General features: G+C 30.0%; 22 protein-coding genes. 14 read left to right on the forward strand and 8 right to left on the reverse strand.

The genetic code is table 11. The annotated features are described in order from the left end of the window. Positions 1 to 4 precede the first annotated feature (4 nt). The gene (locus N2251_RS02725) at positions 5 to 733 is read right to left on the reverse strand and encodes a sulfite exporter TauE/SafE family protein (RefSeq protein WP_260585175.1); all 729 of its coding nucleotides are present in this window, start codon (positions 731 to 733) and stop codon (positions 5 to 7) included. A 58-nt stretch (positions 734 to 791) separates the two neighbouring features. Continuing rightward, complete coding sequence (locus N2251_RS02730) at positions 792 to 1,709, reverse strand: AraC family transcriptional regulator (RefSeq protein WP_260585176.1); 918 nt, start codon at positions 1,707 to 1,709, stop codon at positions 792 to 794. Positions 1,710 to 2,173: 464 nt separating this feature from the next. On the opposite strand from N2251_RS02730, the gene acs reads away from it, so the two are divergent. The 12 genes from acs (at position 2,174) to N2251_RS02790 (ending at position 15,011) form a co-directional block, all read left to right on the forward strand. After that, a complete protein-coding gene (gene acs / locus N2251_RS02735) occupies positions 2,174 to 4,081 on the forward strand; it encodes an acetate--CoA ligase (protein WP_260585177.1) in 1,908 nt (635 codons plus the stop codon). A gap of 81 nt (positions 4,082 to 4,162) precedes the next feature. After that, on the forward strand, positions 4,163 to 5,257 hold the full coding sequence (locus tag N2251_RS02740; protein ID WP_260585178.1) for a sensor histidine kinase: 1,095 nt from the start codon (positions 4,163 to 4,165) through the stop codon (positions 5,255 to 5,257). Positions 5,258 to 5,264: 7 nt separating this feature from the next. Continuing rightward, positions 5,265 to 6,593 carry a sigma-54-dependent transcriptional regulator gene (locus N2251_RS02745; RefSeq protein WP_260585180.1) on the forward strand — a complete coding sequence of 443 codons (1,329 nt, stop codon included), beginning with the start codon at positions 5,265 to 5,267 and terminating at the stop codon, positions 6,591 to 6,593. Positions 6,594 to 6,771: 178 nt separating this feature from the next. Further along, on the forward strand, positions 6,772 to 6,960 hold the full coding sequence (locus N2251_RS02750; protein WP_260585181.1) for a hypothetical protein: 189 nt from the start codon (positions 6,772 to 6,774) through the stop codon (positions 6,958 to 6,960). A gap of 6 nt (positions 6,961 to 6,966) precedes the next feature. Further along, positions 6,967 to 8,262, forward strand: coding sequence for a Glu/Leu/Phe/Val family dehydrogenase (locus N2251_RS02755; RefSeq protein WP_260585182.1), 1,296 nt, complete (start codon positions 6,967 to 6,969; stop codon positions 8,260 to 8,262). Between the two features lie 11 nt (positions 8,263 to 8,273). After that, the gene (locus tag N2251_RS02760) at positions 8,274 to 8,666 is read left to right on the forward strand and encodes a GreA/GreB family elongation factor (RefSeq protein ID WP_260585183.1); all 393 of its coding nucleotides are present in this window, start codon (positions 8,274 to 8,276) and stop codon (positions 8,664 to 8,666) included. Between the two features lie 12 nt (positions 8,667 to 8,678). Beyond that, entirely contained in the window at positions 8,679 to 9,056 is a 378-nt protein-coding gene (locus N2251_RS02765; RefSeq protein ID WP_260585184.1) for a hypothetical protein, read from the forward strand. Positions 9,057 to 9,138: 82 nt separating this feature from the next. Beyond that, positions 9,139 to 9,711 carry a Crp/Fnr family transcriptional regulator gene (locus N2251_RS02770; protein ID WP_260585212.1) on the forward strand — a complete coding sequence of 191 codons (573 nt, stop codon included), beginning with the start codon at positions 9,139 to 9,141 and terminating at the stop codon, positions 9,709 to 9,711. A 59-nt stretch (positions 9,712 to 9,770) separates the two neighbouring features. Next, positions 9,771 to 10,496 carry an acyl-CoA desaturase gene (locus tag N2251_RS02775; RefSeq protein WP_260585185.1) on the forward strand — a complete coding sequence of 242 codons (726 nt, stop codon included), beginning with the start codon at positions 9,771 to 9,773 and terminating at the stop codon, positions 10,494 to 10,496. Between the two features lie 90 nt (positions 10,497 to 10,586). Further along, a complete protein-coding gene (locus N2251_RS02780) occupies positions 10,587 to 12,353 on the forward strand; it encodes an ABC transporter ATP-binding protein (RefSeq protein ID WP_260585187.1) in 1,767 nt (588 codons plus the stop codon). Positions 12,354 to 12,491: 138 nt separating this feature from the next. Beyond that, a complete protein-coding gene (locus tag N2251_RS02785; protein WP_260585188.1) occupies positions 12,492 to 13,244 on the forward strand; it encodes a DUF6503 family protein in 753 nt (250 codons plus the stop codon). 111 nt (positions 13,245 to 13,355) lie between these two features. Then, positions 13,356 to 15,011 carry a sodium:solute symporter family protein gene (locus N2251_RS02790; protein ID WP_260585189.1) on the forward strand — a complete coding sequence of 552 codons (1,656 nt, stop codon included), beginning with the start codon at positions 13,356 to 13,358 and terminating at the stop codon, positions 15,009 to 15,011. 147 nt (positions 15,012 to 15,158) lie between these two features. On the opposite strand, the gene N2251_RS02795 is transcribed toward N2251_RS02790, so the two are convergent. Then, positions 15,159 to 16,346 carry a BaiN/RdsA family NAD(P)/FAD-dependent oxidoreductase gene (locus tag N2251_RS02795; RefSeq protein WP_260585190.1) on the reverse strand — a complete coding sequence of 396 codons (1,188 nt, stop codon included), beginning with the start codon at positions 16,344 to 16,346 and terminating at the stop codon, positions 15,159 to 15,161. 107 nt (positions 16,347 to 16,453) lie between these two features. After that, a complete protein-coding gene (locus N2251_RS02800; RefSeq protein WP_260585191.1) occupies positions 16,454 to 17,293 on the reverse strand; it encodes a DUF2911 domain-containing protein in 840 nt (279 codons plus the stop codon). Positions 17,294 to 17,400: 107 nt separating this feature from the next. Here N2251_RS02800 and N2251_RS02805 point away from each other — a divergent pair, with 107 nt between their 5' ends. Together N2251_RS02805 and N2251_RS02810 are read left to right on the forward strand one after the other, a co-directional pair. After that, positions 17,401 to 18,066, forward strand: coding sequence for an aquaporin (locus N2251_RS02805; RefSeq protein WP_260585192.1), 666 nt, complete (start codon positions 17,401 to 17,403; stop codon positions 18,064 to 18,066). Then, positions 18,053 to 18,814, forward strand: coding sequence for an NAD(P)-binding domain-containing protein (locus tag N2251_RS02810; RefSeq protein ID WP_260585193.1), 762 nt, complete (start codon positions 18,053 to 18,055; stop codon positions 18,812 to 18,814). The genes N2251_RS02805 and N2251_RS02810 overlap by 14 nt, the downstream gene beginning before the upstream one ends. On the opposite strand, the gene gldG is transcribed toward N2251_RS02810, so the two are convergent. The 4 genes from gldG to N2251_RS02830 are packed head-to-tail and all read right to left on the reverse strand — an operon-like array spanning position 18,807 to position 21,973. Then, positions 18,807 to 20,450 (reverse strand): gliding motility-associated ABC transporter substrate-binding protein GldG, encoded by a 1,644-nt coding sequence (gene gldG / locus N2251_RS02815; protein WP_260585194.1) that lies wholly within the window; start codon positions 20,448 to 20,450, stop codon positions 18,807 to 18,809. The two genes, N2251_RS02810 and gldG, sit on opposite strands and share 8 nt — an antisense overlap. Continuing rightward, on the reverse strand, positions 20,443 to 21,153 hold the full coding sequence (gene gldF, locus N2251_RS02820) for a gliding motility-associated ABC transporter permease subunit GldF (RefSeq protein WP_260585195.1): 711 nt from the start codon (positions 21,151 to 21,153) through the stop codon (positions 20,443 to 20,445). Before gldF ends, gldG begins: the two co-directional genes overlap by 8 nt. Continuing rightward, positions 21,153 to 21,677: a GNAT family N-acetyltransferase gene (locus tag N2251_RS02825; RefSeq protein WP_260585196.1), complete on the reverse strand. Its 525-nt coding sequence runs from the start codon at positions 21,675 to 21,677 to the stop codon at positions 21,153 to 21,155. The genes gldF and N2251_RS02825 overlap by 1 nt, the downstream gene beginning before the upstream one ends. Next, positions 21,677 to 21,973: a putative quinol monooxygenase gene (locus tag N2251_RS02830; protein ID WP_260585197.1), complete on the reverse strand. Its 297-nt coding sequence runs from the start codon at positions 21,971 to 21,973 to the stop codon at positions 21,677 to 21,679. The genes N2251_RS02825 and N2251_RS02830 overlap by 1 nt, the downstream gene beginning before the upstream one ends. Positions 21,974 to 21,978 lie beyond the last annotated feature (5 nt).

Below are 21,978 nucleotides of genomic sequence, written 5' to 3' on the forward strand. Positions count from 1 at the left end.
TTGTTTAAAATAAATATTTAATTAAAATACGAATACTTACAAAGGCAACCAAAATAGCGGTTGCCTTTTTTAATTGAATAGGACTAAAGAATTGATGACTTACTCTGCTGCCTATTTGGCCGCCAATAAAAACGGTAATCAATAAAATAGTAGTTAAATTCCAGTCAATAGTAAAACTAGGATTCATATACTGGCCAAGTAGCCCTGCAATAGAATTAACTAAAATAAAAAAGCTTGACGTTGCCGCAATTATTTTCGGAGAATCCCAATTTGTTAAATGTAAAAAAGGCGCTAAAAAAATACCACCTCCAATACCTACAATGCCAGAAATAAAACCAATAATGCCACCATAACTCGCATTTTTGTGAATGCTTACTTTTGTTGTATTTTTTTTTAATGAAATTACATTTTTAGAAATCCACATGGTAATTGCAGCTACAAACAAAGTAGCTCCTAAAAGAATAAAAAATATAGTTTGATTTATTTTAAGAAAACCACCTAAAAAAGCTAATGGAACACTAAATGAAACAAGTGGAATTACTTTTTTCCAATTAAATAATTGTTCTTTTTGAAATATCAAAACATTACCAAAAACAACGGCAATATTACATATTAAAGAGGTAGATCTTATTTGTATATATGCGATACCTGTTAAGGCTAAAACAGCTAAATAACTAGAGCCTCCACCAAAACCAACGGAAGAGTAAAGTATGGAAATACTAAAAAAAAGCAAAATTAGCTGCCAGTTTAAAAAAACGGATTCAATTAAAAATGTCAATAGTTCTGTGAAATTAATTTTTCAAAGATGTTTTAAATTGTTGCGGTGTTAAAAGCTCATTTTTCTTAAAAAGTCTATTAAAATAAGTAACACTATTAAACCCTGCTTTGTATGCGATATCACAAATATTTTCTTGAGGAGTGTTTTTAATCAATTGTTTTGCAAATTTAATTTTCTCAGAATTTATATAATCCACGGGAGTAACACCTAGTGTACTTTTAAATTTTTTAAAGAAATGAGATTTACTCATGCAAGCTTTTTCAGAAACTTCATCTAAAGTTAAATTATTTTTTGTTAAATTATCTTTAATGTATTTTACCGCGTATCCGATACGAGTATCATTAAATAAATCATCAACATTATTTAAAATTAACTTTCGTGCTTTGCTTTGTAACAAACGAATAATTAGTTCTTGAATCATTAAATCTAATAGTACATCTTTAGATTTTGTATTGTTAATAAACGTGCTCGTAAGCCTGTTTACTAAAATATTTAATTCATTGTTGTTATTTAAATGAGATGTCGCTTTTTTAAAATCCCATCCGTTATTTTCTCTTTCAATAGTGGTGTCTTCATTGAAGTTATAAACAACTTCATTTATTTTTCCTTGATCAATAACTAACCCTAAGCATGATGTAGGATTATCTAAAGAAGCATCCGGGAAATCAATATTCATGCTATTATTTTCAGGAATGACTAAAGATTCACCAGGAACAAAAGAAAAAGGTGTTGTATCATTAAAATGCATCGTTTTTTTACCAGTTAACATACTCGCAATAACTGTAGAATCGAAATTTAAGAAAACATTTTTTGTGGCTTCAAAAGTTTCAAATATATTTAATTCGGCATATTCAGAAGAATACATCGTCCTATTTTCAATAAGAGTAGAGAGTTTCCTCTTTTTAAAATGTTGGTGGTCTAATGATATCATAACTTTTTCTTTCGGATAGTAATATAGTGCAAAAATTTAAGAATATAGTGCAACTATTGTTAAAGTTTAATCGGTAAATTTGATATATCAATAATTCTAATATTCGAATTGTGTAAATGTAAAAAGACAAGTTCCCCCCAGAGAAAATTGCTATTAAAAAGAAAAAAACTAACACTTAAATGTGTTAGTTTTTTTTTGATAAACAAATAATTTTATAGGTTAAATAGGCTTTACCACGTTTATTTTAAATTGTATTTATAGAATTAATTACTTAAATATAATATAGAATAGACATTGTTAAACTTATTTACTGACTCTTATATTTTAATTTAGAAAAAGTTGAAAATAAAACAGTGGAAAATCAATTAATAAGTGTTTTATCTATGAAATGTTGTCATAAGTAGAAAAAAAAGAAGATTATTATAGAATAATCTTAAATTAGTGTTTCATAATTATACAGCATAATGAGTAACTATCATATTAAAAATTTAGAAGAATATTTTCAGGTATATCGTAAATCGGTACGAAACCCTGAGTTGTTTTGGGAAGAAATAGCAGAAGAACATTTTGTATGGCGAAAAAAATGGAATACAGTTTTAGAGTATGATTTTTTAAAACCTGAAATAAAATGGTTTGAAGGAGCAAAGTTAAATATTACCGAAAACTGTATCGATCGTCACTTACAAATACGAGGAGATAAAACAGCAATATTGTTCGAACCAAACAGTCCAAATGAAAAAGCAGTGCATATTTCATATAAAGAGTTGCACAAAAGAGTATGTAAATTTGCCAATGTTTTAAAAGAAAGCGGTATTAAAAAAGGAGATAGAGTTTGTATTTATTTACCAATGATTCCTGAATTAGCAGTTTCAGTATTAGCCTGCGCTCGGATAGGTGCGGTACATTCTGTAATATTTGCTGGGTTTTCGGCAACAGCTTTATCAACAAGAGTAAACGACTGTGAAGCAAAAATGGTAATTACTTCGGATGGTTCTTTCCGCGGAGCGAAAACAATTGATTTAAAAGGAATTGTAGATGAAGCTTTGGTAGATTGTGAAGGAGTTAAAACAGTATTAGTAGCGAAAAGGATTCACTCAACGATTCAAATGAAAGAAGGACGAGATAAGTGGTTGCAACCTTTAATAGATAAAGCTTCTGATGTTTGTGAGCCAGAGATAATGGACGCAGAAGACCCGTTATTTATTTTATATACATCAGGTTCAACAGGAAGTCCGAAAGGAATGGTACATTCTACTGCTGGTTATATGATTTATACAGCCTATACTTTTAAAAATGTATTTAATTATAAGGAAAATGATGTGTATTGGTGTACGGCAGATATTGGTTGGATTACCGGACATAGTTACATCGTATATGGTCCACTAGCAAACGGAGCCACAACAGTTATGTTTGAAGGTGTACCTAGTTATCCTGATTTTGGACGTTTTTGGGAAATCATAGAAAAACATAAAATTAATCAGTTTTACACTGCTCCAACGGCAATTAGAGCTTTAGCAAAAGAAAAGCTAGAATTTGTAGATACATATGATTTGTCATCCTTAAAAGTTTTAGGAACTGTAGGAGAACCAATAAATGAAGAAGCTTGGCATTGGTATAATGATAATGTAGGTAAAAAGAAATCTCCAATTGTAGATACTTGGTGGCAAACTGAAACAGGCGGAATGATGATTTCTCCGCTACCATATATAACCCCAACCAAACCAACTTACGCAACTTTACCTTTACCAGGAGTACAATTGGTATTAATGGATGAAAAGGGAGAGGAAGTAAAAGGAAATCAAGTAGATGGACGTTTGTGTGTAAAATACCCTTGGCCAGGTATGGCAAGAACAATTTGGGGAAATCACCAACGCTATAAAGAAACGTATTTTTCAGCTTTTGATAACAAATATTTTACAGGCGATGGTGCCTTGCGTGATGAGGTTGGTTATTACCGAATTACAGGTAGAGTAGATGATGTAATTATTGTATCGGGACATAATTTAGGAACCGCGCCTATTGAAGATGCCATAAATGAACATCCTGCGGTAGCAGAAAGTGCTATTGTTGGTTTTCCGCACGATGTAAAAGGAAATGCATTGTACGGTTATGTAATTTTAAAAGATGTTGGTGAAGGTAGAGATCATAATAATTTACGAACAGAAATAAATCAAATAATTACAGAACATATTGGTCCAATAGCTAAATTGAATAAAATTCAATTTACGGTTGGATTACCAAAAACACGATCAGGAAAAATTATGCGCCGTATTTTACGTAAAATAGCACATAATGAATTGGATAATTTAGGAGATGTTTCAACCTTGTTAAACCCTGAAGTAGTACAAAGTATTATTGATAATAGATTGTAAGCTTAAATACTATTTTGGTGTTTTTTAAGTGAGAATTATTTTTTAAGAATTAAATTTGTAGTTAGTCATATTATAGCTACAATGGAAATTATATCAATAGAAGATAAACTAAAAGAACGCATTAAAGAGTTAACATGTTTGTATAATGTTAGCTCTTTAATTCGTAATAGTGATTTTACAAACATAATAAAGCTTTTAAAAGGAATCGCCTCAAACGTGGTAACTTCCATCCGCTACCCAGATGCTGCTTTTGTAGAAATTGAAACAAATGAATATACTGTTTTATCAGGAAATAAAAATATAGAAGCTATTTTTATTATTTCGGCAATAAAAGTATTTGGAGAAGTTTTTGGTTCAATAAAAGTAGGATATTCAAAAGTAGAGTTTTCTCAAAATGCTTTTTTAGAAGAAGAAAAACAGTTACTTAATAAAATAGCCTCTGAAATAGGTGATTTATTTGAGCGTAAACAAATTAAAGAGAAAGATATTCTTGCTAAAAGACAAATGGAACGAGTAGATAGATTGTCTATTTTAGGCGAAATTACTGCAGGAATCGCTCATGAATTAAATACACCTTTAGCTAATATTTTAGGCTTTACAGAGCTTTTGCAAGAACGATTTGAAAATGATAAAGTAGCAATGAAAGACCTAGGTAAAGTTGTAAATAGTGCTATTTATTCTAGGGAAGTTGTTAAGAAATTAATGTTTTTTTCTTGCGAAATGCCGCAACAAATGGAACTAATAAACTGTGTGCCTATTATAAAAGAGGCAATAAGTTTGTTAGGACCAAATTTTAGAAAAAAAAATATTAAAAGTGAGTTTTATTTTAATAAAAAAAATATTCAATTAAAAGTTGATAAAATTCAATTAACCCAAGTAATTTTTAATTTGGTTATTAATGCAATTTATTTTTCGCCTATTAATGGAAAAATTAAAGTTTCTATAGAGGAAATGAACGAAGAAATATGGTTAAAAATTTTAGATGAAGGAATAGGTATTTCATTAAAATCGGCAGATAATATTTTCAATCCATTTTATACTACAAAACCCATCGGAGAAGGTTCTGGTTTAGGATTAAGTGTTGTTCATGGAATTGTGAAAAGCCATAGAGGAACTATAAAATATAGAGCAAACAAACCAAAAGGAACTGTTTTTGTAATTAATTTCCCGAAATAAATAAGCAATGCTACACAAAGAAAATATCTTAATTGTTGATGATGATATTCATATATTAGAACTTATTCAACGTCATTTAAAATCGTTAAATTATCATACTTACAAAGCAGTTTCTGTAAAAGAAGCGTTGCAGATATTAAAAGATCAGCCTATTGATTTGTTAATTACAGATTTGCAAATGCCAGGTGTTGATGGGTTAGAGTTGATAAAATATACATCAGAACATTTTCCGAAAATCCCTAAACTAGTTGTAACTGGTTTTCCATCTATTAATGGGGCTCTTGAAGTAATGAGATCAGGAGCAGTAGATTATATTACAAAACCATTTACAAAAGAGGAATTAAAAACAGCAATATTAAAATCATTAGAAAATAAATCTAAATTAAAAAGAACGGTTAAAATTGAAGATGAAGAACCTAAAAAAACTTCTTATGGAGAATTGATAGGAAATTCACCTGCAATTCAAAAAGTTACAGATGTAATTGAACGGCTTAAAAATAATAAAGCAACAGTATTTATTTCTGGAGAAAGCGGAACAGGTAAGGAGTTGGTAGCGCGTTCTATACATTATATGGGTAAATTTTCCTCGGCACCATTTATAGCTGTAAATTGTGGCGGTATTCCAGAAAATTTATTAGAATCAGAATTATTTGGGTATGTAAAAGGGGCGTTTACTGGAGCAGATTCAAACAGGTCAGGTTTTTTTCAAGCAGCTAATAAAGGAACTTTGTTTTTAGATGAGATAGGAAATGCTTCTTTGGCAGCACAGTTGCGATTGCTTAGAGTTTTACAAGAAAAGGAAGTAGTAAGAGTTGGTTCACAAAAAACAGAAAAAGTAGACGTTCGGGTAATTGCGGCAACGAATATAGATTTACAAGAGCTGATTAAAAAAGGTAGATTTAGAGAAGATTTATATTATAGGTTAACAGTTGTGCAAATAGATGTTCCTACTTTAGCACAACGTGTTTCTGATATACCATTATTGGTTGAAAAATTCCTTTTTAAATACGGGGTTGAATATAAAGATCGATTCATGAGAATAAGTTCAGAAGCATTAGATATACTTAAAAGATATCATTGGCCAGGAAACATTAGAGAATTAGAAAATGTAATTCAACGTGGAGTAATTATGTGTGATACCTCGGTGGAGATAGAGCACCTTCCAGATTATGTAAAGTATCAAATTGATTTTTCTAAAACTCAAGAGTTAATATCTTTAAAAGAGTTTGAAAAAAATTACATTATTCAGGTTCTAGCAGCTACAAATAATAATAAAACAAAAGCTGCAGAAATTCTTAAAATAGATAGAAAAACACTTCGAGAAAAGTTAAAGTAAAAAATGAGTATAAATGTATCATGTGGGTAATTTTTACTCGCACGATGTGTTTTGGGTAAAAATAATTTAAATAAGTAGTTGTCTGTATTTTAGTGTTTTACGTGTTTATTTTTAATTTATTTTATTTTTTGGTATGTCTATTGTCAATAGATAATAGATATTCAAAATAGTATAATTTATGGACACTAATGAAAGAAGTTTATGTAGTACTTGTAATGATGTTAATTCTTGTAACTTAACATCAAATAAAGTTTTTATTTGGTCTTGTAGTGAGTTTATGCAAGAAAAAGTATCAGAAAATAAAACAACTACAAAGGCAATTAATTTTAATGCGGTAAAAAGCAAAAAAGAATTAGAACTTATTTAATTAAAAATGACTTTAACAACAAGATTAAAACAGAAAAAAGAGCCAAAACAAGGAATGCTTCAGAATGTTATGAAGCAATTTGATGCTGCATCAGATTTGGTGAACTTGAATCCAAATATTAAAAAAATATTAGGGATAACAAATAACGAATTAATTATTCACTTTCCTGTTCGTATGGATAACGGAGAGGTAGAAATTTTTAAAGGATATAGAGTACAGCACAATAATGCATTGGGACCTTACAAAGGAGGTTTAAGGTATCATCCAACAATAGATATAGATGCCGTTAAAGCATTAGCAATGTGGATGACTTGGAAAACTTCTTTAACTGGCTTACCTTATGGTGGAGCAAAAGGAGGAATTCAAATGGATCCAAAGAAATATTCTCAATCAGAATTAGAGCGTATAACAAGGCGTTTTACATTTGCTTTAGGAGATAATATTGGCCCAGAACACGATATTCCTGCACCAGATGTAAATACAAATGCGCAAACAATGGCTTGGATTGCAGATACGTATATGTCTACAAAAGCACCTGCAGAAAGATCAAAAAATCAACATGTTGTAACAGGGAAGCCTGTTGGTTCTGGAGGTTTAGAAGGTAGAGATAGAGCTACAGGATACGGTGTGTTTTTAAATATAAAATTTTGGGCAGAACAAAAAAATGTAAATCTTAATGATAAAAAATTTATTGTTCAGGGCTTTGGAAATGTTGGTTTTTGGGCAGCTCATTTTTTAGAAAAAGAAGGTGCGAAAATGGTTGGAGTTCAAGATGCCTTTGGAGCTATTACAAATTTTAAAGGAATTAATGTAAACGACTTATTTGAGTATACAAAATTTAATAAAGGAAGTATAGTTGGGTTTACTAAATCAGAAAAAGTAGTTAAAGAAGATTTCTTTAGTTTGGATTGTGATATTTGTATTCCAGCGGCTTTAGGTAATCAAATAACAAAAGAAAATGCATCAACAATAAAAGCTTTTTTAATTGCAGAAGGAGCAAACGGACCAACGACAACTGAAGCAGAAAAAATGTTGTTAGAAAGAGGGGTTTCAATTATTCCCGATATTTTATGTAATTCAGGTGGTGTTATTGGTAGTTATTTTGAATGGTTACAAAATAGGAACGGAGAATTATGGGAGCTTGACGAAATTATGGCAAAGCTTGATAAAAAAATGAGAGAAGTTTTTATTAAAGTTTTAAACATGTCAGAAAGCAGAAAGTTAGATATGAGGTCAGCAGCTTATGTAATCGCTATAGAACGTATAGAAAGAGCTTATGTACAACGTGGAATTTTTCCATAAAATTTAGAGAAATGAAATATGAAAAGTTAGTGATTGAAAAAAATGAGTTTCTTTTACTTAAACAGCTTTTAAATATAGAAGAAAAACAAAATGAAGCTACAGTTAAAAACCATATTTTAAAGTTAAGAGAAGAATTAAAAGAAGCAATTTTCCTTGATGAAAAAGAAATGTATCTAGATGTAGTTAGGTTTAATTCTTTAATTACGGTGAGTTCAGAAGATAATGATTGGAACAATACTTTTCAATTAGTAGTACCCTTAAAAAGTAACATAGCTGAAAAAAAAGTATCAATCCTTATGCCAATGGGAGCTGCAGTAATAGGGTATGCAAAGGGAGATGTAATTCAATGGGAGTTTCCTGGAGGAATAAAACGTTTACGGGTTTTAGATATTCAAAAAATATAAAAACATAAGATTATGCAATCAAATAAGTATGTTAATTATGATACTGAAACACAGATTCTTCAAAGTCGAAGTTTTAGAGAATTAGATGTGTGGATTTCTCATGTAAACTATGTAACGGAAGAATGTGATAGGTTAGCTAAAATAGCATCTAATTTAATTAAAAAGAAAGACTTAAGAGATGATTTATTATTGATGATAAAAAAAAACTCAGATATTTTAACTCAGCTACATAGTATTAGAAATGAAACAGAAAAACTAAATGAATGTGATGATGTTGCTTGTGATTTATTTTATTTAAATGAGCATGAAGATGCAAGATATTTATATCTAAAGCATATTAAAAATTATAGGATATTAAAAGAAAAGGTTTTGTTAAGTCTTTATAATTGACTAAAATAATGCGTTGTATCTTGCAAAAAAAATAGACATAATAATTTAAGTTATGTATTATTGATAATATAGCAAGATGAGCATTGTAAATATTAGAACATATCTAGAAAAATCACTAACAATTAATGATAATGATTGGAATTTTTTTACAGCTAGATTAAAACTAAAAAAAGTAAAAAAGCGTACAAAACTTTTAAATGTAGGAGAAGTAGAAAGGTCTATTTCTTTTATTGACAAGGGTATTGTACGTTTTTTTATTCCGAAAGAAGAAGAAGATAAAGAAACTACTTTTGGATTTTGTTTTAATAATGAATTTGTAAGTGCTTACGATTCTTTTTTAACGCAATTGCCTTCGTTATATGAATTAGAAACACTTACGGATGTAGAGATGTGGAGCATGTCTTATGAAGACTTACAAGAGGTTTATAAAAAAACGTCCATAGGAAATACTTTAGGAAGATTATCATCAGAACGTTTATTTTTAATAAAATCTAAAAGAGAGCAATCCTTATTAAATGAAACAGCCGAAGAACGTTACCTTAATTTATTTGATGAACGTCCTAAGCTAATTAAAGAAATTCCACTAAAATATATTGCTTCATACATAGGTGTTACAGCGCAGGCTTTAAGCCGAATTAGAAAGCGAATTACTTAACTTAGGTTCATTTTTTTTGCGATACTAAAATTGGTTCTTTGTAAGCTAATTTTATAAGAATGGTGATAGTAATTTTCATGATAATTTTATGGTATTCAGGGTTGTTTTTTCAAACCTTCTTTTTGCATAGATATTCAGCACATCAAACCTTTAAAATGTCAAATTTTGGAGAAAAAGTGTGCTTCTTTTTAACTTGGTTAACACAAGGTTCTAATTATTTAAGTGCTTATGGTTATGGTGTAATGCACCGAATGCATCATGCGTATGCCGATACCGAGAAAGATCCGCATTCACCTAAATACGATAGTAATTTATTTAGTATGATGTGGCGTACTAAAAATATGTATCAAGATATCAATAATCAAAGAATAGCAATTGAAGAAAAATTTACCAAAAATGTACCACAATGGAAAAGCTTTGACAATTTTGCAAGTTCAAAGTTCTCTAGATTAACTTGGGGAGCATTATACGTTGTGTTTTTTATGTTTTTTGCAACTGCTTGGTGGCAATGGTTGTTTTTACCAGTAGCTTTTTTAATGGCACCAATACACGGAGTAATTATAAACTGGTTTGCACATATTTATGGTTATGTAAACTTTAAAGTAAGCGACACTTCAAAAAATTTATTACCATTCGATTTTTTAATGATGGGCGAAGGGTATCACAATAATCACCATGCTAATGGTGGTCGTGCTAATTTTGGTGGTGTAAGATGGCATGAAATAGATGTAACGTATTGTATTATGGTTGTTTTAGATAAAGTAAGGTTGATAAAATTAAAATAAAAGTACTTTTAAATTGTATTTTGTAATTGTGTCAGGCTTATTGTAAATGGCATATATTTTGACGATAAATAGTATCTTCAATAAAAAAACATGCAGCAACATACCTCATCAAAAGAAAACAAAAAGAAACCTAAAGTATCAATAGGAAAAGCATTTAAAACTATTATTTGGCCACGTAAAAACTTAGTTTTAATTGGTTTAGTTTTAATAGTAATAAGTAGGTTGGCAAGTTTGGTTGCTCCACTAAAAATTAAATCACTGCTAGATGATGTAATTCCTAATAAAGATTACAATGCGTTATACAGCTTATTATTTGTTGTTGGCGCAGCTATTTTAATTCAAGCAATAACTTCATTTTTATTAACACGTATTTTAAGTGTACAAGCACAATATTTAATTTCAGAATTGCGCGCAAAAGTGCAAAAGAAAGTTTTGTCTTTACCCATTAGTTTTTTCGATAACACAAAATCAGGAGCCTTAGTTTCTCGAATTATGAGTGATGTAGAAGGGGTTCGTAATTTAATAGGAACCGGATTGGTTCAATTAGTTGGAGGGTCAATCACAGCCATAATTTCTTTAATTTTATTGATAAACATAAGTTGGTCAATGACGCTGTTTGTATTAATACCTGTAATTATTTTCGGGTTAGTTGCTTTAAAAGCATTTAAATATATCAGGCCTATTTTTAGAAATAGAGGTGTAATTAATGCTGAGGTAAAAGGACGATTAACTGAAACGTTAGCAGGTGTAAGAGTCATAAAAGCATTTAATGCAGAGCAACAAGAAAACGAATCTTTTGAAAAAGGAGTAGCTCTTTTGTTTCAGAATGTAAAAAAGAGTTTAACAGCAACGGCAATCATGACAAGTTCGGCAACTTTTTTATTAGGAATTGCTTCTACAGGAATTATGGGAATTGGTGGTTATAAAATTATGATGGGTGAATTAACCGTTGGAGATTTTTTATCATTTACTTTTTTATTAGGTTTAATGATTGCGCCAATTGTACAAATGAGTAATATCGGAAGTCAATTAACGGAGGCTTTAGCAGGTTTAGATAGAACCGAAGAGTTGATGAACATGGAAGCTGAGGAAGATGATGCAGAAAGAACTATTGAGTTGAAAGATGTAAACGGAGCCATAAAATTTGACGATGTTTCTTTTTCATATGAAGAAGGAAAACAGGTACTAAATAATATTAGTTTTAAAGTACCTAAAGGAACCGTAACAGCATTGGTTGGAAGTTCTGGTTCTGGTAAATCTACCATTGCAGGATTATCGGCGACTTTTTTAAATCCAAAATCAGGAAAAGTATCGATTGATGATTACGATATGTCAAAAGTTAAATTAAGCAGTTACCGTAAAAATTTAGGAGTCGTTTTACAGGATGAGTTTTTATTTGAAGGATCAATAAGAGAAAACATTTTATTCCCAAGACCAGATGCAACTGAAAAAGAATTACAAAATGCTGTAAAAGCAGCGTATGTAAATGAATTTACCGATCGTTTTGATGACGGATTAAATACGTTAATTGGTGAAAGAGGTGTAAAACTTTCTGGCGGACAACGTCAGCGTTTGGCAATTGCAAGAGCCATTTTAGCAAATCCTAAAATTATTATTTTAGATGAAGCTACCTCTAGTTTAGATACCGAAAGTGAAGCATTGATTCAGAAAAGTTTATCCGAATTAATAAAAGAAAGAACAACTATTGTAATTGCGCATAGATTAAGCACTATTAAACAAGCAGATCAAATATTGGTGATTGAAGCTGGTTCGATAGTAGAAAGAGGTACACATGACGAGTTGATAAAAAAACAAGGGAGATATTTTGAGTTGTACACCTATCAATCAAAAATTTAAATGTCATTAATAATAAACTTATAAAATAAAAAAGCATCCGAATTCGGATGCTTTTTTATTTTATAAATTCATAGAAGTTGTGTAAGTTTACTGCTAATACTCGACTGTATTTTATAGTAATAAAACATCCATAAAAAAATGAAAAAAATAGTCTTATTAATAGTAATTGCAGTAATTTCTTTAGCTTGTAAAAATGAATCAAAAAAAGAAGTTGTTAAAGAAGAAAAATCAGTTGCTAAATATCCTGAAAAATTAGCTAAAGTTTTTCAAAAACATGGAGGTATTGATAATTGGCGTAAAATGAAAACATTGTCGTATGGTTTAAAAGGAGAGGAACATACTACGGATTTACATTCAAGAAAAGCAGTAATCAATTCGAAAGAATATTCGTTAGGTTATGATGGTAAAAACGTTTGGGTTTCAGATACTACGAAGTATAAAAAAGATCCTAATTTTTATTATAACCTATATTTTTATTTTTATACAATGCCTTTTGTTTTGGCAGATGACGGAATTGTATATTCAGAAACAAAACCATTAGAGTTTGAAGGAAAAAAATATCCAGGGTTTAAAATTTCATACAATGCAAATGTAGGTTCATCACCAGATGATAATTATTTTATTTATTACGATGAAACTACCAACGAAATGAGTTGGTTAGCTTATACAGTTACGTATCACAGTAAAAAAGCATCAAATAAAAAGAGTATTATTAGATATAACGATTGGCAAAACGTTAACGGGTTTTTATTACCTAAATCTTTAACGTGGTATAAAAAACATGAAAATGGTAATCCTACTGAGCCAGCAAGAGAACCTACCAAATTTGTATTACCTTTATTAAGTGAAGCATCATTTGATGCTGACTTTTATGCAAAACCAACAAAATAAATGGATTCACAAAAATATACTTGGAAAAAAGAATATACAGTAGTGTTGATTGCAAATATAGTTTACATCGCATTATTTTATATTATTACAAATTTATATACGAATTAGAATATGCAAACTATAGACTGGGTAGTACTTTCGTTAACATTATCATTTATTGTTTTTTACGGAGTTTGGAAAACTAGAGGAAGAAAAAACGCTGAAGATTATATTAAAGGAGGAAGTGATAGTAAATGGTGGACAATTGGTTTATCAGTAATGGCAACACAAGCAAGTGCGATTACCTTTTTATCTACACCAGGACAGGCATTTCATAGCGGAATGGGTTTTGTACAATTTTACTTCGGATTGCCAATTGCTATGGTCATCATTTGTTTGGTATTTATCCCGATTTATCATCGATTAAAAGTATATACAGCGTACGAATATTTAGAAGGGCGTTTTGATAAAAAAACAAGAACTTTAACTGCTATTTTATTTTTAATTCAAAGAGGTTTAGCAGCAGGAATTACCATTTTTGCGCCTGCAATTATTTTGTCAGCTGTATTAGGTTGGGATTTAATTACATTAAATATAATCATCGGATTCTTAGTAATTATTTATACTGTTTCTGGCGGAACAAAAGCCGTAAGTGTTACTCAAAAACAACAAATGGCAGTAATTTTTGCAGGAATGTTTATTGCCTTCTATTTGATATTACAATATTTACCTGACGGAATTACATTTACAAAAGCGTTAGAAATTGCCGGAGCTTCGGATAAAATGCAAGTATTAGATTTTTCTTGGGATTTAAATAATCGCTACACAGTTTGGACAGGTATTTTAGGAGGAACATTTTTAATGCTTTCTTATTTCGGAACCGATCAGAGTCAAGTTCAGCGATATTTATCAGGAAAATCGGTTCGAGAAAGTCAGTTAGGTTTAATTTTTAACGGATTGTTAAAAGTGCCTATGCAATTTTTTATACTATTGGTTGGGGTAATGGTTTTTGTTTTTTATCAATTTAATACTTCGCCTTTAAACTTTAATCCGAAGGCAAAAGAAGCTGTTGAAAATTCTCAATATGCATCAGAGTATAAGGCTTTAGGTGATAAACATATCCAGATTGAAAATCAGAAAAAAGCATTGATTTTTGATGGATTATCCGACGAAAATAAAAAACAATTACAAGCTTTAAATGAACAAGATAAATCGATAAAAAAAGAAGCAAAAGCAGTTATTACAAAAGCAAACACTCAAGTAGAAACGAATGATAAAGATTATGTTTTTATCCATTTTATATTGCACAATTTGCCAAAAGGATTAATCGGTTTGTTGTTGGCGGTAATTTTATCGGCAGCAATGTCATCTACAGCATCCGAGTTAAATGCATTGGCATCAACCACTGTTATCGATTTATATAAAAGAAATCAATCAAAAGATAGGAGTGAAGAGCATTATGTTAAAATGACCAAATGGTTTACTTTAGGATGGGGGCTTTTAGCAATTTCCGTTGCTTGTGTAGCCAATTTATTTGATAATTTAATTCAGTTAGTTAATATTATCGGTTCTATTTTCTACGGAAATGTATTAGGAATATTCTTATTAGCTTTCTTCTTTAAATTTGTGAAATCGAATGCCGTTTTTATAGCCGCAATTATCACTCAGTTAATTATTATTTATGTTTGGAAAGCAGATTGGCTACCTTTCTTATGGTTAAATGCTTTGGGTTGCGGATTGGTAATTTTAATAGCTTCTTTATTACAACCATTTTTAAATAAGAAATAAGTAATAATTGTAGTTTAGTTATTCTGATATAAATAGAAATTAAAAAGATATCGAATACGTCAACCTGAACTTGTTTCAGGTTCGCATAAGCATTGGGTGCTATGATAGATGAGATTTTGAAATAAATTAAGAATGACCTAAAAAGGATTATTCTTTTTCATTCAAATGCTTTGCAACATAAGTTCCCATACTAAAACAGGCTTGTAATAAATAACCTCCGGTAGGCGCGTTCCAATCTAACATTTCACCGATGCAATAATTATTTTTGAGTTTTTTTAACTCGAAATTTTCGTTGACTTCGTTTAAAGAAATTCCTCCAGTAGTTGAAATAGCCTCGTTTAAAGTTGCAGCCGCTTCGATTACAAGAGGTAACGCTTTTATTTTTTTAGCAATATTATTTTTGTTGATGTATTCTTCTTTTGTTAAAATAGTTTTTAAAAGAGCAATTTGAGGTGAACTTAACCTCAGTATTTTTTTAAGAATATCAGTTATTCTTAAATGAGAGTCCTTTATTTTTTTTTGAATTGTTGCTAATTCAAGAGTTGGTTTTAAATCTAAATAAATAACAGGTTTTTTGTTAGCAGTTAGTTGCGATTGTATTTGCGGACTCAATGCATAAATAGCATTTCCTTCTAATCCGAATTTTGTAATAACCAATTCTCCTTTTTGTTTTTTATCTAAACAAGAAAGTGCAATATTTTTTAAAGGCTGTCCTTCGTTTTTAGATATAAAATCACCTTTCCAATTAATATTATAAGCACAATTAGCAGGTAAAAAAGGAAGTGTATTTATATCTTTCTCCTTAAAATTATCTACCCAATTACCTTCTGATCCAGTAATTTTCCAACTAGCGCCACCTAATGAAAAAATAGTGTAATCAGCTCTTACAATTTTATTGTCATTAAAAATCAATTCACTTTTATCACTCCAACCTTTCCATTCATAATTGTATACGAATTGTATATTCTTATCAATTAAAAACTGTTTGATGTTGGTAAGAACTGTAATGGGTTTAATTCCTTTTTCAGGATAAATACGATTACTACTTCCTACAAAAGTTGGAATATCAATAGATAACAACCAGTTACGTAAATCTTCATTCGTAAAGTTTAATAAAGCATTTTTAAGAAATGAAGTAAGTGTATAACGGGTAATCATTTTATCAATATGCTCACCATGGCTAAGGTTAAATCCACCATCACCAGCGACTAAAAACTTTCTCCCAATAGATTTTTTTTTCTCATAAATTGTGATATCAAATTTATTTGAATCTAAAAAAACTGCTGTAAAGAGAGCAGAAGATCCACCTCCAATAATGGCTATTGATTTTTTCATATAACAAAACTACTATTTGTTTTTATAAAGAGAATGTAAAATTATAATAAAACAAAAAAGACTGCCTTATAAGACAGTCTTTTTAATATGTTTTTAAATATGTAGTATTACATTTTAGCTAAAAACTCTTTATTCATTTTAATATAATCAGCATTACCTGCTTTTTCAGCACCAGCTAAAGATGCTTTTGCAGCTTTAACAGCTCCTTTTTTATCTCCAGCTTTTGCTAAGATTAAAGATTGCTGACGTAAATACCAAAAACGAGGTTGATTTTTAGTCATATCTACTGCTTTGTTAATCCAAGTTGCCGCTTTTTTAATGTCTTTACCACTCTGTAAATAATATACAGCAGCAGAGTAAAAATCACCAGCTTTTGGACCTTGCATAGTTGCAGCAATACTAGCTTCAACAGCTTTATCCGTAGGTGTGTTAAATTTTACACCAACATAAGCGTTTTCCCATAACATTCCTAAAACAGCAGAGCTATTAGTAATATCGTCAATAGTAATTGTAAAAGTTTCTATTTTCATTGGCATCATATCAGCCTTTACAGTTGTAGATAAAGCTACTTTACTAGCATCCCATTTTTGTGGAGTTCCCCAGTTAGTTGCATCCGTATAAAAAATTACTTCCCAAGAAGTTTTTCCTGGTTTAGTATATAAAGCGTATGTTCCTTTTTTTAACTCTTTACCATCAATAGTAACATCCGTACTAAAAGTAACTTTAGTGTTTTCATTTGCTCCAGTTCTCCATACTTTTCCGTGAGGAACTAAGTCTCCAAAAATAGTTCTTCCTCTCATTCCTGGTCTAGAATATTCAACTGTAACATCTGATAATCCAACAGTTTGTTCTAATTTAGAAGAAGGGCTAGGAGCTGGAGTTTTTATTTGTGCATTTGTAGTTAACGTAAGTGCAGCTACAAATAAGCTTAAAACTAATTTTTTCATGATAATTGGTTTGTTTTTGTTTCGATGCTAAAATTACGAGTAAAAATTGAGTTAAATGTTAATGAAAACTTAAAATAAACATCATTTTTTTAGTTGATATTTGCAATATGAAAAAATATATTTCTGAATTGATAGGAACTTTTGCTTTGGTTTTTTGTGGTACTGGTGCAATGACAGTGAGTGAAATAACTGGCGGAACCGATTTAACGCATACAGGTGTTGCAATAACTTGGGGTTTAATTGTTATGGCTATGATTTATGCTTTTGGTGAAATATCAGGAGCTCATTTTAATCCGGCAGTTACTATAGCTTTTGCGTATGCTAAAAAGTTTTCATGGAAAGAAGTTCCTAAATATATAATTGCTCAATTAGTAGGAGCGTTACTTGCTAGTTGCATTTTATGGGTGTTATTTCCTGAAAGTGAATATTACGGTGCAACCATTCCTGTATTAGAACCATGGCGAGCGTTTATTTTAGAATTACTGCTAACCTTCTTTTTAATGCTAACAATAATTAATGTTTCTAGCGGAAGTAAAGAAGTAGGCGTAATGGCAGGTATTGCTATTGGTGGTGTGGTGTTGTTAGAAGCAATGTTTGCAGGACCAATGACCAAAGCGTCTATGAATCCTGTTCGTTCCATTGCTCCAGCATTGGTTTCTGGGCATTTAGAGCATTTATGGTTATATATATTAGCGCCAATTTTAGGAGCTTTGTTAGCGGTAGTTTCTTGTAAATTTGTAAAAGACAATAATTGTTGTGATGAAGAATGTTAGTATTTTAGGCTGTGGGTGGTTAGGAAAATCATTAGCAGTTTCGTTATTAAATGAAGGATATAAAGTAAAAGGCTCTACAACTTCTGAAGAAAAATTAGATCTTTTAGAAGTTAACGGAATAGCACCTTATATTGTTAATATTTCTGAATTTGAAGAGTTTGATACTTTCTTAAATTCAGATATTTTAATTATTACAATTACTTCTAAAGATGTTGATAGTTTTGAAAATTTAATTGCTCAAATAGAAAACTCTCCAATACAAAAAATAATCTTTATTAGTTCTACCTCAGTTTATGGAAGAGTTAATAAAATCATGACAGAAGAAGATGAAGTTTTAAAAACTCCTTTAACAGCAATAGAAAATTTATTTAGAGAAAATACTTTTTTCGAAACTACTATTATTCGTTTTGCAGGTTTATTTGGAGATGTAAGACAACCAAGTAATTGGTTTAAAAATGGAAGAAAAATACCACATCCAAAAGGTTTTGTAAATATGATTCATAAAGACGATTGTATAGAGATTATTCATACAATTATTGATCAGAATTGTTGGGGTGAAACTTTTAATGCATGTTCTAACCATCATCCAACAAGAAGAGAGTTTTACACCTTAGCCAAATTAAGGAACGACTTTGAAGTTCCAGAGTTTGAAAACAATGAAGTTTATGAGTGGAAGATTATCAGTTCGAAAAAAATACAACAAGCTTTAGATTATACTTTTATTCACGACGATTTGCTGTCTATTTAGCATATTTTATTTTTCTTAAATAGTTAAAAACGAAGCCAAATATAGCTAGTAAAATTAACGGAATACCCATATTTATAAACTGCCAAAAACTTTTTTCGGTGTAAGCTTTTTGTTTATCAAGTAAGTTTATCTGCAATGTTTTATTTCGTAAATTAATTAAACCAACATCGTCTAATAAATAATCAATAGTATTTATTAAAAACTCTTTGTTTCCAAATTGCTCGCCTGTCCATTTATCCAAAGCTAAATCGTGTGGTTTACCTTTTAAAACTTGATTCTTACCAATATCTCCATCCGCAATGACAACCATTTTATTAGGGTTGCTTTCTGCTTTAAAAAGTGACGTATCAAATGGTTTTGTTCTATTTTTATAGGCAGAATTAAAATTACCTTCTAATAAAACACCTAAAAGCTGTGGGCCGCTTTTATACTCATTTTCTTTAGGTTGTTGGGCAATACTTTGTAGTTCTACAAAATTTGGAGTTCCGATTTTTTTACTTAAAACTGAAGTAATAAATAAAGGTGTTTTTTTAATATTACCTTTTAAAGTGTCAATTTGAGTGGTAAAACGAAAGCGAACTGGAGCTATATTTTTTGTTGTCGAATGATTTGGATTTCCGTTTGCTAACGGATGATAAAACCAGTTTAGATGTTGAAACTGTGCTTGATTACCGGTGTTACCAGTTGCAAGCGGAATTTTAGCCGAGTATAAATCTTGAATTAGTTTATTATTTACCCGAACTTGATAACTGAATAATAAATCGGTTAAATTTAAATCACGCGGAAAAGCCAACATTTTCCCTTCGTTGTATAAACTATCAGTATCGGCATAATTTTGATCAATCATCCACAGGGATTTTCCTCCGTTGGTAATAAATTGATCGAGTGTAAATTTTTCTTGTTCGGTAAAACGTTCGGTTGGTTTGGCAACAACAGCCAAATCATATTTTGTTAAATCTTTAAGTGTTTTCTGCGGATTTTTAGCAACACTATCTAAAGTGAATTTAGCTAAGTGATAATTTTTTCCTACTTCACTTAATAAACTGTATAAATAAATATCTTCTAACTCGCCATTACCTGAAATAACTGCTATTTTTTGCTTTTTATTTTTAGTGATATTATTCAATGCATTTGCAAAAGAATATTCTAATTTTTCAATAGCATTTTGTAGTTGCTCTTCTTGAGTTTTGGCTATTGCATTTGGTAATAAAGAGACTAAAGTAGATTTTTTACCAAGATTAATTTCTGCCCAAGGAAAAATAATAGCTTGTGATAGTTTTCCATCCTCTTCAATAGTTAATTGCGTAGGCATCATTCCTTTTTGTATCAATTCCTCACGAATATTATCAGGATTTATAAATCGAAATAAAATATTCGAATTCTGAGCTTTTAATTCCTCTAAAAATTGACGTGTTTCAATCTGTAATCTTTTAAATTCTGCAGGAAAATCACCTTCTAAATACACGTTTACAAAAACAGTATTATCAATATTATCTAATATGTTTTTACTAACATCAGATATTGTAAAACGCTTATCTTTTGTTAAATCAAATCTTTTGTATATTGATGTTGAAAGATAGTTTAATAATAACAGTCCGATAAGAGTAAAGGCTATATGTTGTATCTTTTTACTCATTTTTTAATTGTTGTTTGGTGATGAATAAAAAGAAAAAAGTAACACTTAAAAAATAGATAACATCACGTGTGTCAATTACACCACGGCTAATACTTTTAAAATGTTCGTTTATTCCTAATTGTTGTATCGAGTTTCCTAAAGTGCTACTTACAGCATCAAATCCGTAGAAAAAAATAAAAGTAATAAACACACTTAAAATAAAGGCTACAATCTGATTTTTAGAAAGTGTAGATGTAAATAAACCAATTGCGGTATAAGTGGCAGCTAAAAAAAGTAATCCTAAATACGAACCAATTGTACTACCAATATCTAAATTTCCAACAGGATTTCCAATCGTGTAAACGGTATAAACATAAGTTAATGTTGGTATTAAAGCAACACAAACTAAAAGTAAAGATGCGGTAAACTTACCTAATACAATTTGCCAATCGGTAACAGGTTTTGTTTTTAAAATTTCTATGGTTCCGCTATTAAATTCATCAGCAAAACTCTTCATGGTAATTGCCGGAATCAGAAATAAAAATAACCAAGGTGCTAAATAAAAGAAAGAACTTAAATCGGCAAAACCAGCATTTAAAATATTAAAATTGTCTTTAAAAACCCATAAAAATAATCCGTTTACGAGTAAAAAAACACCGATAACTAAATAAGCTATTGGTGATGCAAAAAATGAGTTGAATTCTTTTTTTAGTATAGCGTACATTATGCTGGGTTTATATCGAGGCGAAAAATAGTATTATCATCAAATAAATCATCATCATCTAAAATAAACTGATGTTTTTTTAATAACGTTATTGACGCAGTATTATTTTGATGTGTAAAAGCTTCAATTGTTTGTAGTTTTAAAACTGATTTTCCATATTCTAAAACAGTAGCCATAGCTTCACTCATAAAACCTTCATTATGAAAATCGGGATTTAATTCATAACCAATTTCAGCATAATTATTTTCGGCATTGATATTATGATAAACGATGGTACCAATTATTTGGTTGTTTTCTTGATGCTGAATTGCCCAAAAAATTCGATTACCTTTTTCAAATTCATCCAAACAAGTTTGAATAAAAGAATCGGCATCATTTAAGTTTTTAGGTGTATCTCTAACAATTAATTTGTTAACTTCTTTGTTAGAACGCAGTTTAAAAATAGTTCGTTTATCGTTAAAAGATAATTGGCGTAATGTTAATCTTTCGGTAGATAATTCAGGGAAAATTGTAGGGTAGTTCATTATGGTAGGCTTACGGTTTTGTCAACACTCCACGCTAATGGTTTGTCGTTAAATAATACTTTTGTTTGTGCCCAAACACCTTTAAATAGGTCAGAGTTTCGGTAGTTTTCTAAATCTTGTTCGGTTTCCCAATAGCTGTAAGTAAAGAAAATATCTGGATTGTTTTTATCTCTATACAATTCTAATAAACGACAGCCGGGTGAGTTTCTAATAAACTCTTTTTTTGTGTTAAAATTAGCTAAGAATTCTTCAATTTTCTCTGAATGAAAACTCATCTTTACAATTCGTACAAACATATTTT

This window comes from Tenacibaculum haliotis (assembly GCF_025215075.1).
Taxonomy (GTDB): Bacteria; Bacteroidota; Bacteroidia; order Flavobacteriales; family Flavobacteriaceae; genus Polaribacter; species Polaribacter haliotis_B.

Excerpts from the sequence above, each read along its gene's own strand:
- gldG (WP_260585194.1), bottom strand. The coding sequence starts at position 20,450 with ATGAGTAAAAAGATACAACATATAGCCTTTACTCTTATCGGACTGTTA.
- N2251_RS02755 (WP_260585182.1), top strand. The coding sequence starts at position 6,967 with ATGACTTTAACAACAAGATTAAAACAGAAAAAAGAGCCAAAACAAGGA.
- N2251_RS02810 (WP_260585193.1), top strand. The coding sequence starts at position 18,053 with ATGAAGAATGTTAGTATTTTAGGCTGTGGGTGGTTAGGAAAATCATTA.
- acs (WP_260585177.1), top strand. The coding sequence starts at position 2,174 with ATGAGTAACTATCATATTAAAAATTTAGAAGAATATTTTCAGGTATAT.
- N2251_RS02805 (WP_260585192.1), top strand. The coding sequence starts at position 17,401 with ATGAAAAAATATATTTCTGAATTGATAGGAACTTTTGCTTTGGTTTTT.
- N2251_RS02825 (WP_260585196.1), bottom strand. The coding sequence starts at position 21,677 with ATGAACTACCCTACAATTTTCCCTGAATTATCTACCGAAAGATTAACA.
- N2251_RS02745 (WP_260585180.1), top strand. The coding sequence starts at position 5,265 with ATGCTACACAAAGAAAATATCTTAATTGTTGATGATGATATTCATATA.
- N2251_RS02795 (WP_260585190.1), bottom strand. The coding sequence starts at position 16,346 with ATGAAAAAATCAATAGCCATTATTGGAGGTGGATCTTCTGCTCTCTTT.
- N2251_RS02730 (WP_260585176.1), bottom strand. The coding sequence starts at position 1,709 with ATGATATCATTAGACCACCAACATTTTAAAAAGAGGAAACTCTCTACT.
- N2251_RS02830 (WP_260585197.1), bottom strand. The coding sequence starts at position 21,973 with ATGTTTGTACGAATTGTAAAGATGAGTTTTCATTCAGAGAAAATTGAA.
- gldF (WP_260585195.1), bottom strand. The coding sequence starts at position 21,153 with ATGTACGCTATACTAAAAAAAGAATTCAACTCATTTTTTGCATCACCA.
- N2251_RS02780 (WP_260585187.1), top strand. The coding sequence starts at position 10,587 with ATGCAGCAACATACCTCATCAAAAGAAAACAAAAAGAAACCTAAAGTA.
- N2251_RS02775 (WP_260585185.1), top strand. The coding sequence starts at position 9,771 with ATGGTGATAGTAATTTTCATGATAATTTTATGGTATTCAGGGTTGTTT.
- N2251_RS02740 (WP_260585178.1), top strand. The coding sequence starts at position 4,163 with ATGGAAATTATATCAATAGAAGATAAACTAAAAGAACGCATTAAAGAG.
- N2251_RS02760 (WP_260585183.1), top strand. The coding sequence starts at position 8,274 with ATGAAATATGAAAAGTTAGTGATTGAAAAAAATGAGTTTCTTTTACTT.
- N2251_RS02790 (WP_260585189.1), top strand. The coding sequence starts at position 13,356 with ATGCAAACTATAGACTGGGTAGTACTTTCGTTAACATTATCATTTATT.
- N2251_RS02800 (WP_260585191.1), bottom strand. The coding sequence starts at position 17,293 with ATGAAAAAATTAGTTTTAAGCTTATTTGTAGCTGCACTTACGTTAACT.
- N2251_RS02750 (WP_260585181.1), top strand. The coding sequence starts at position 6,772 with ATGGACACTAATGAAAGAAGTTTATGTAGTACTTGTAATGATGTTAAT.
- N2251_RS02765 (WP_260585184.1), top strand. The coding sequence starts at position 8,679 with ATGCAATCAAATAAGTATGTTAATTATGATACTGAAACACAGATTCTT.
- N2251_RS02785 (WP_260585188.1), top strand. The coding sequence starts at position 12,492 with ATGAAAAAAATAGTCTTATTAATAGTAATTGCAGTAATTTCTTTAGCT.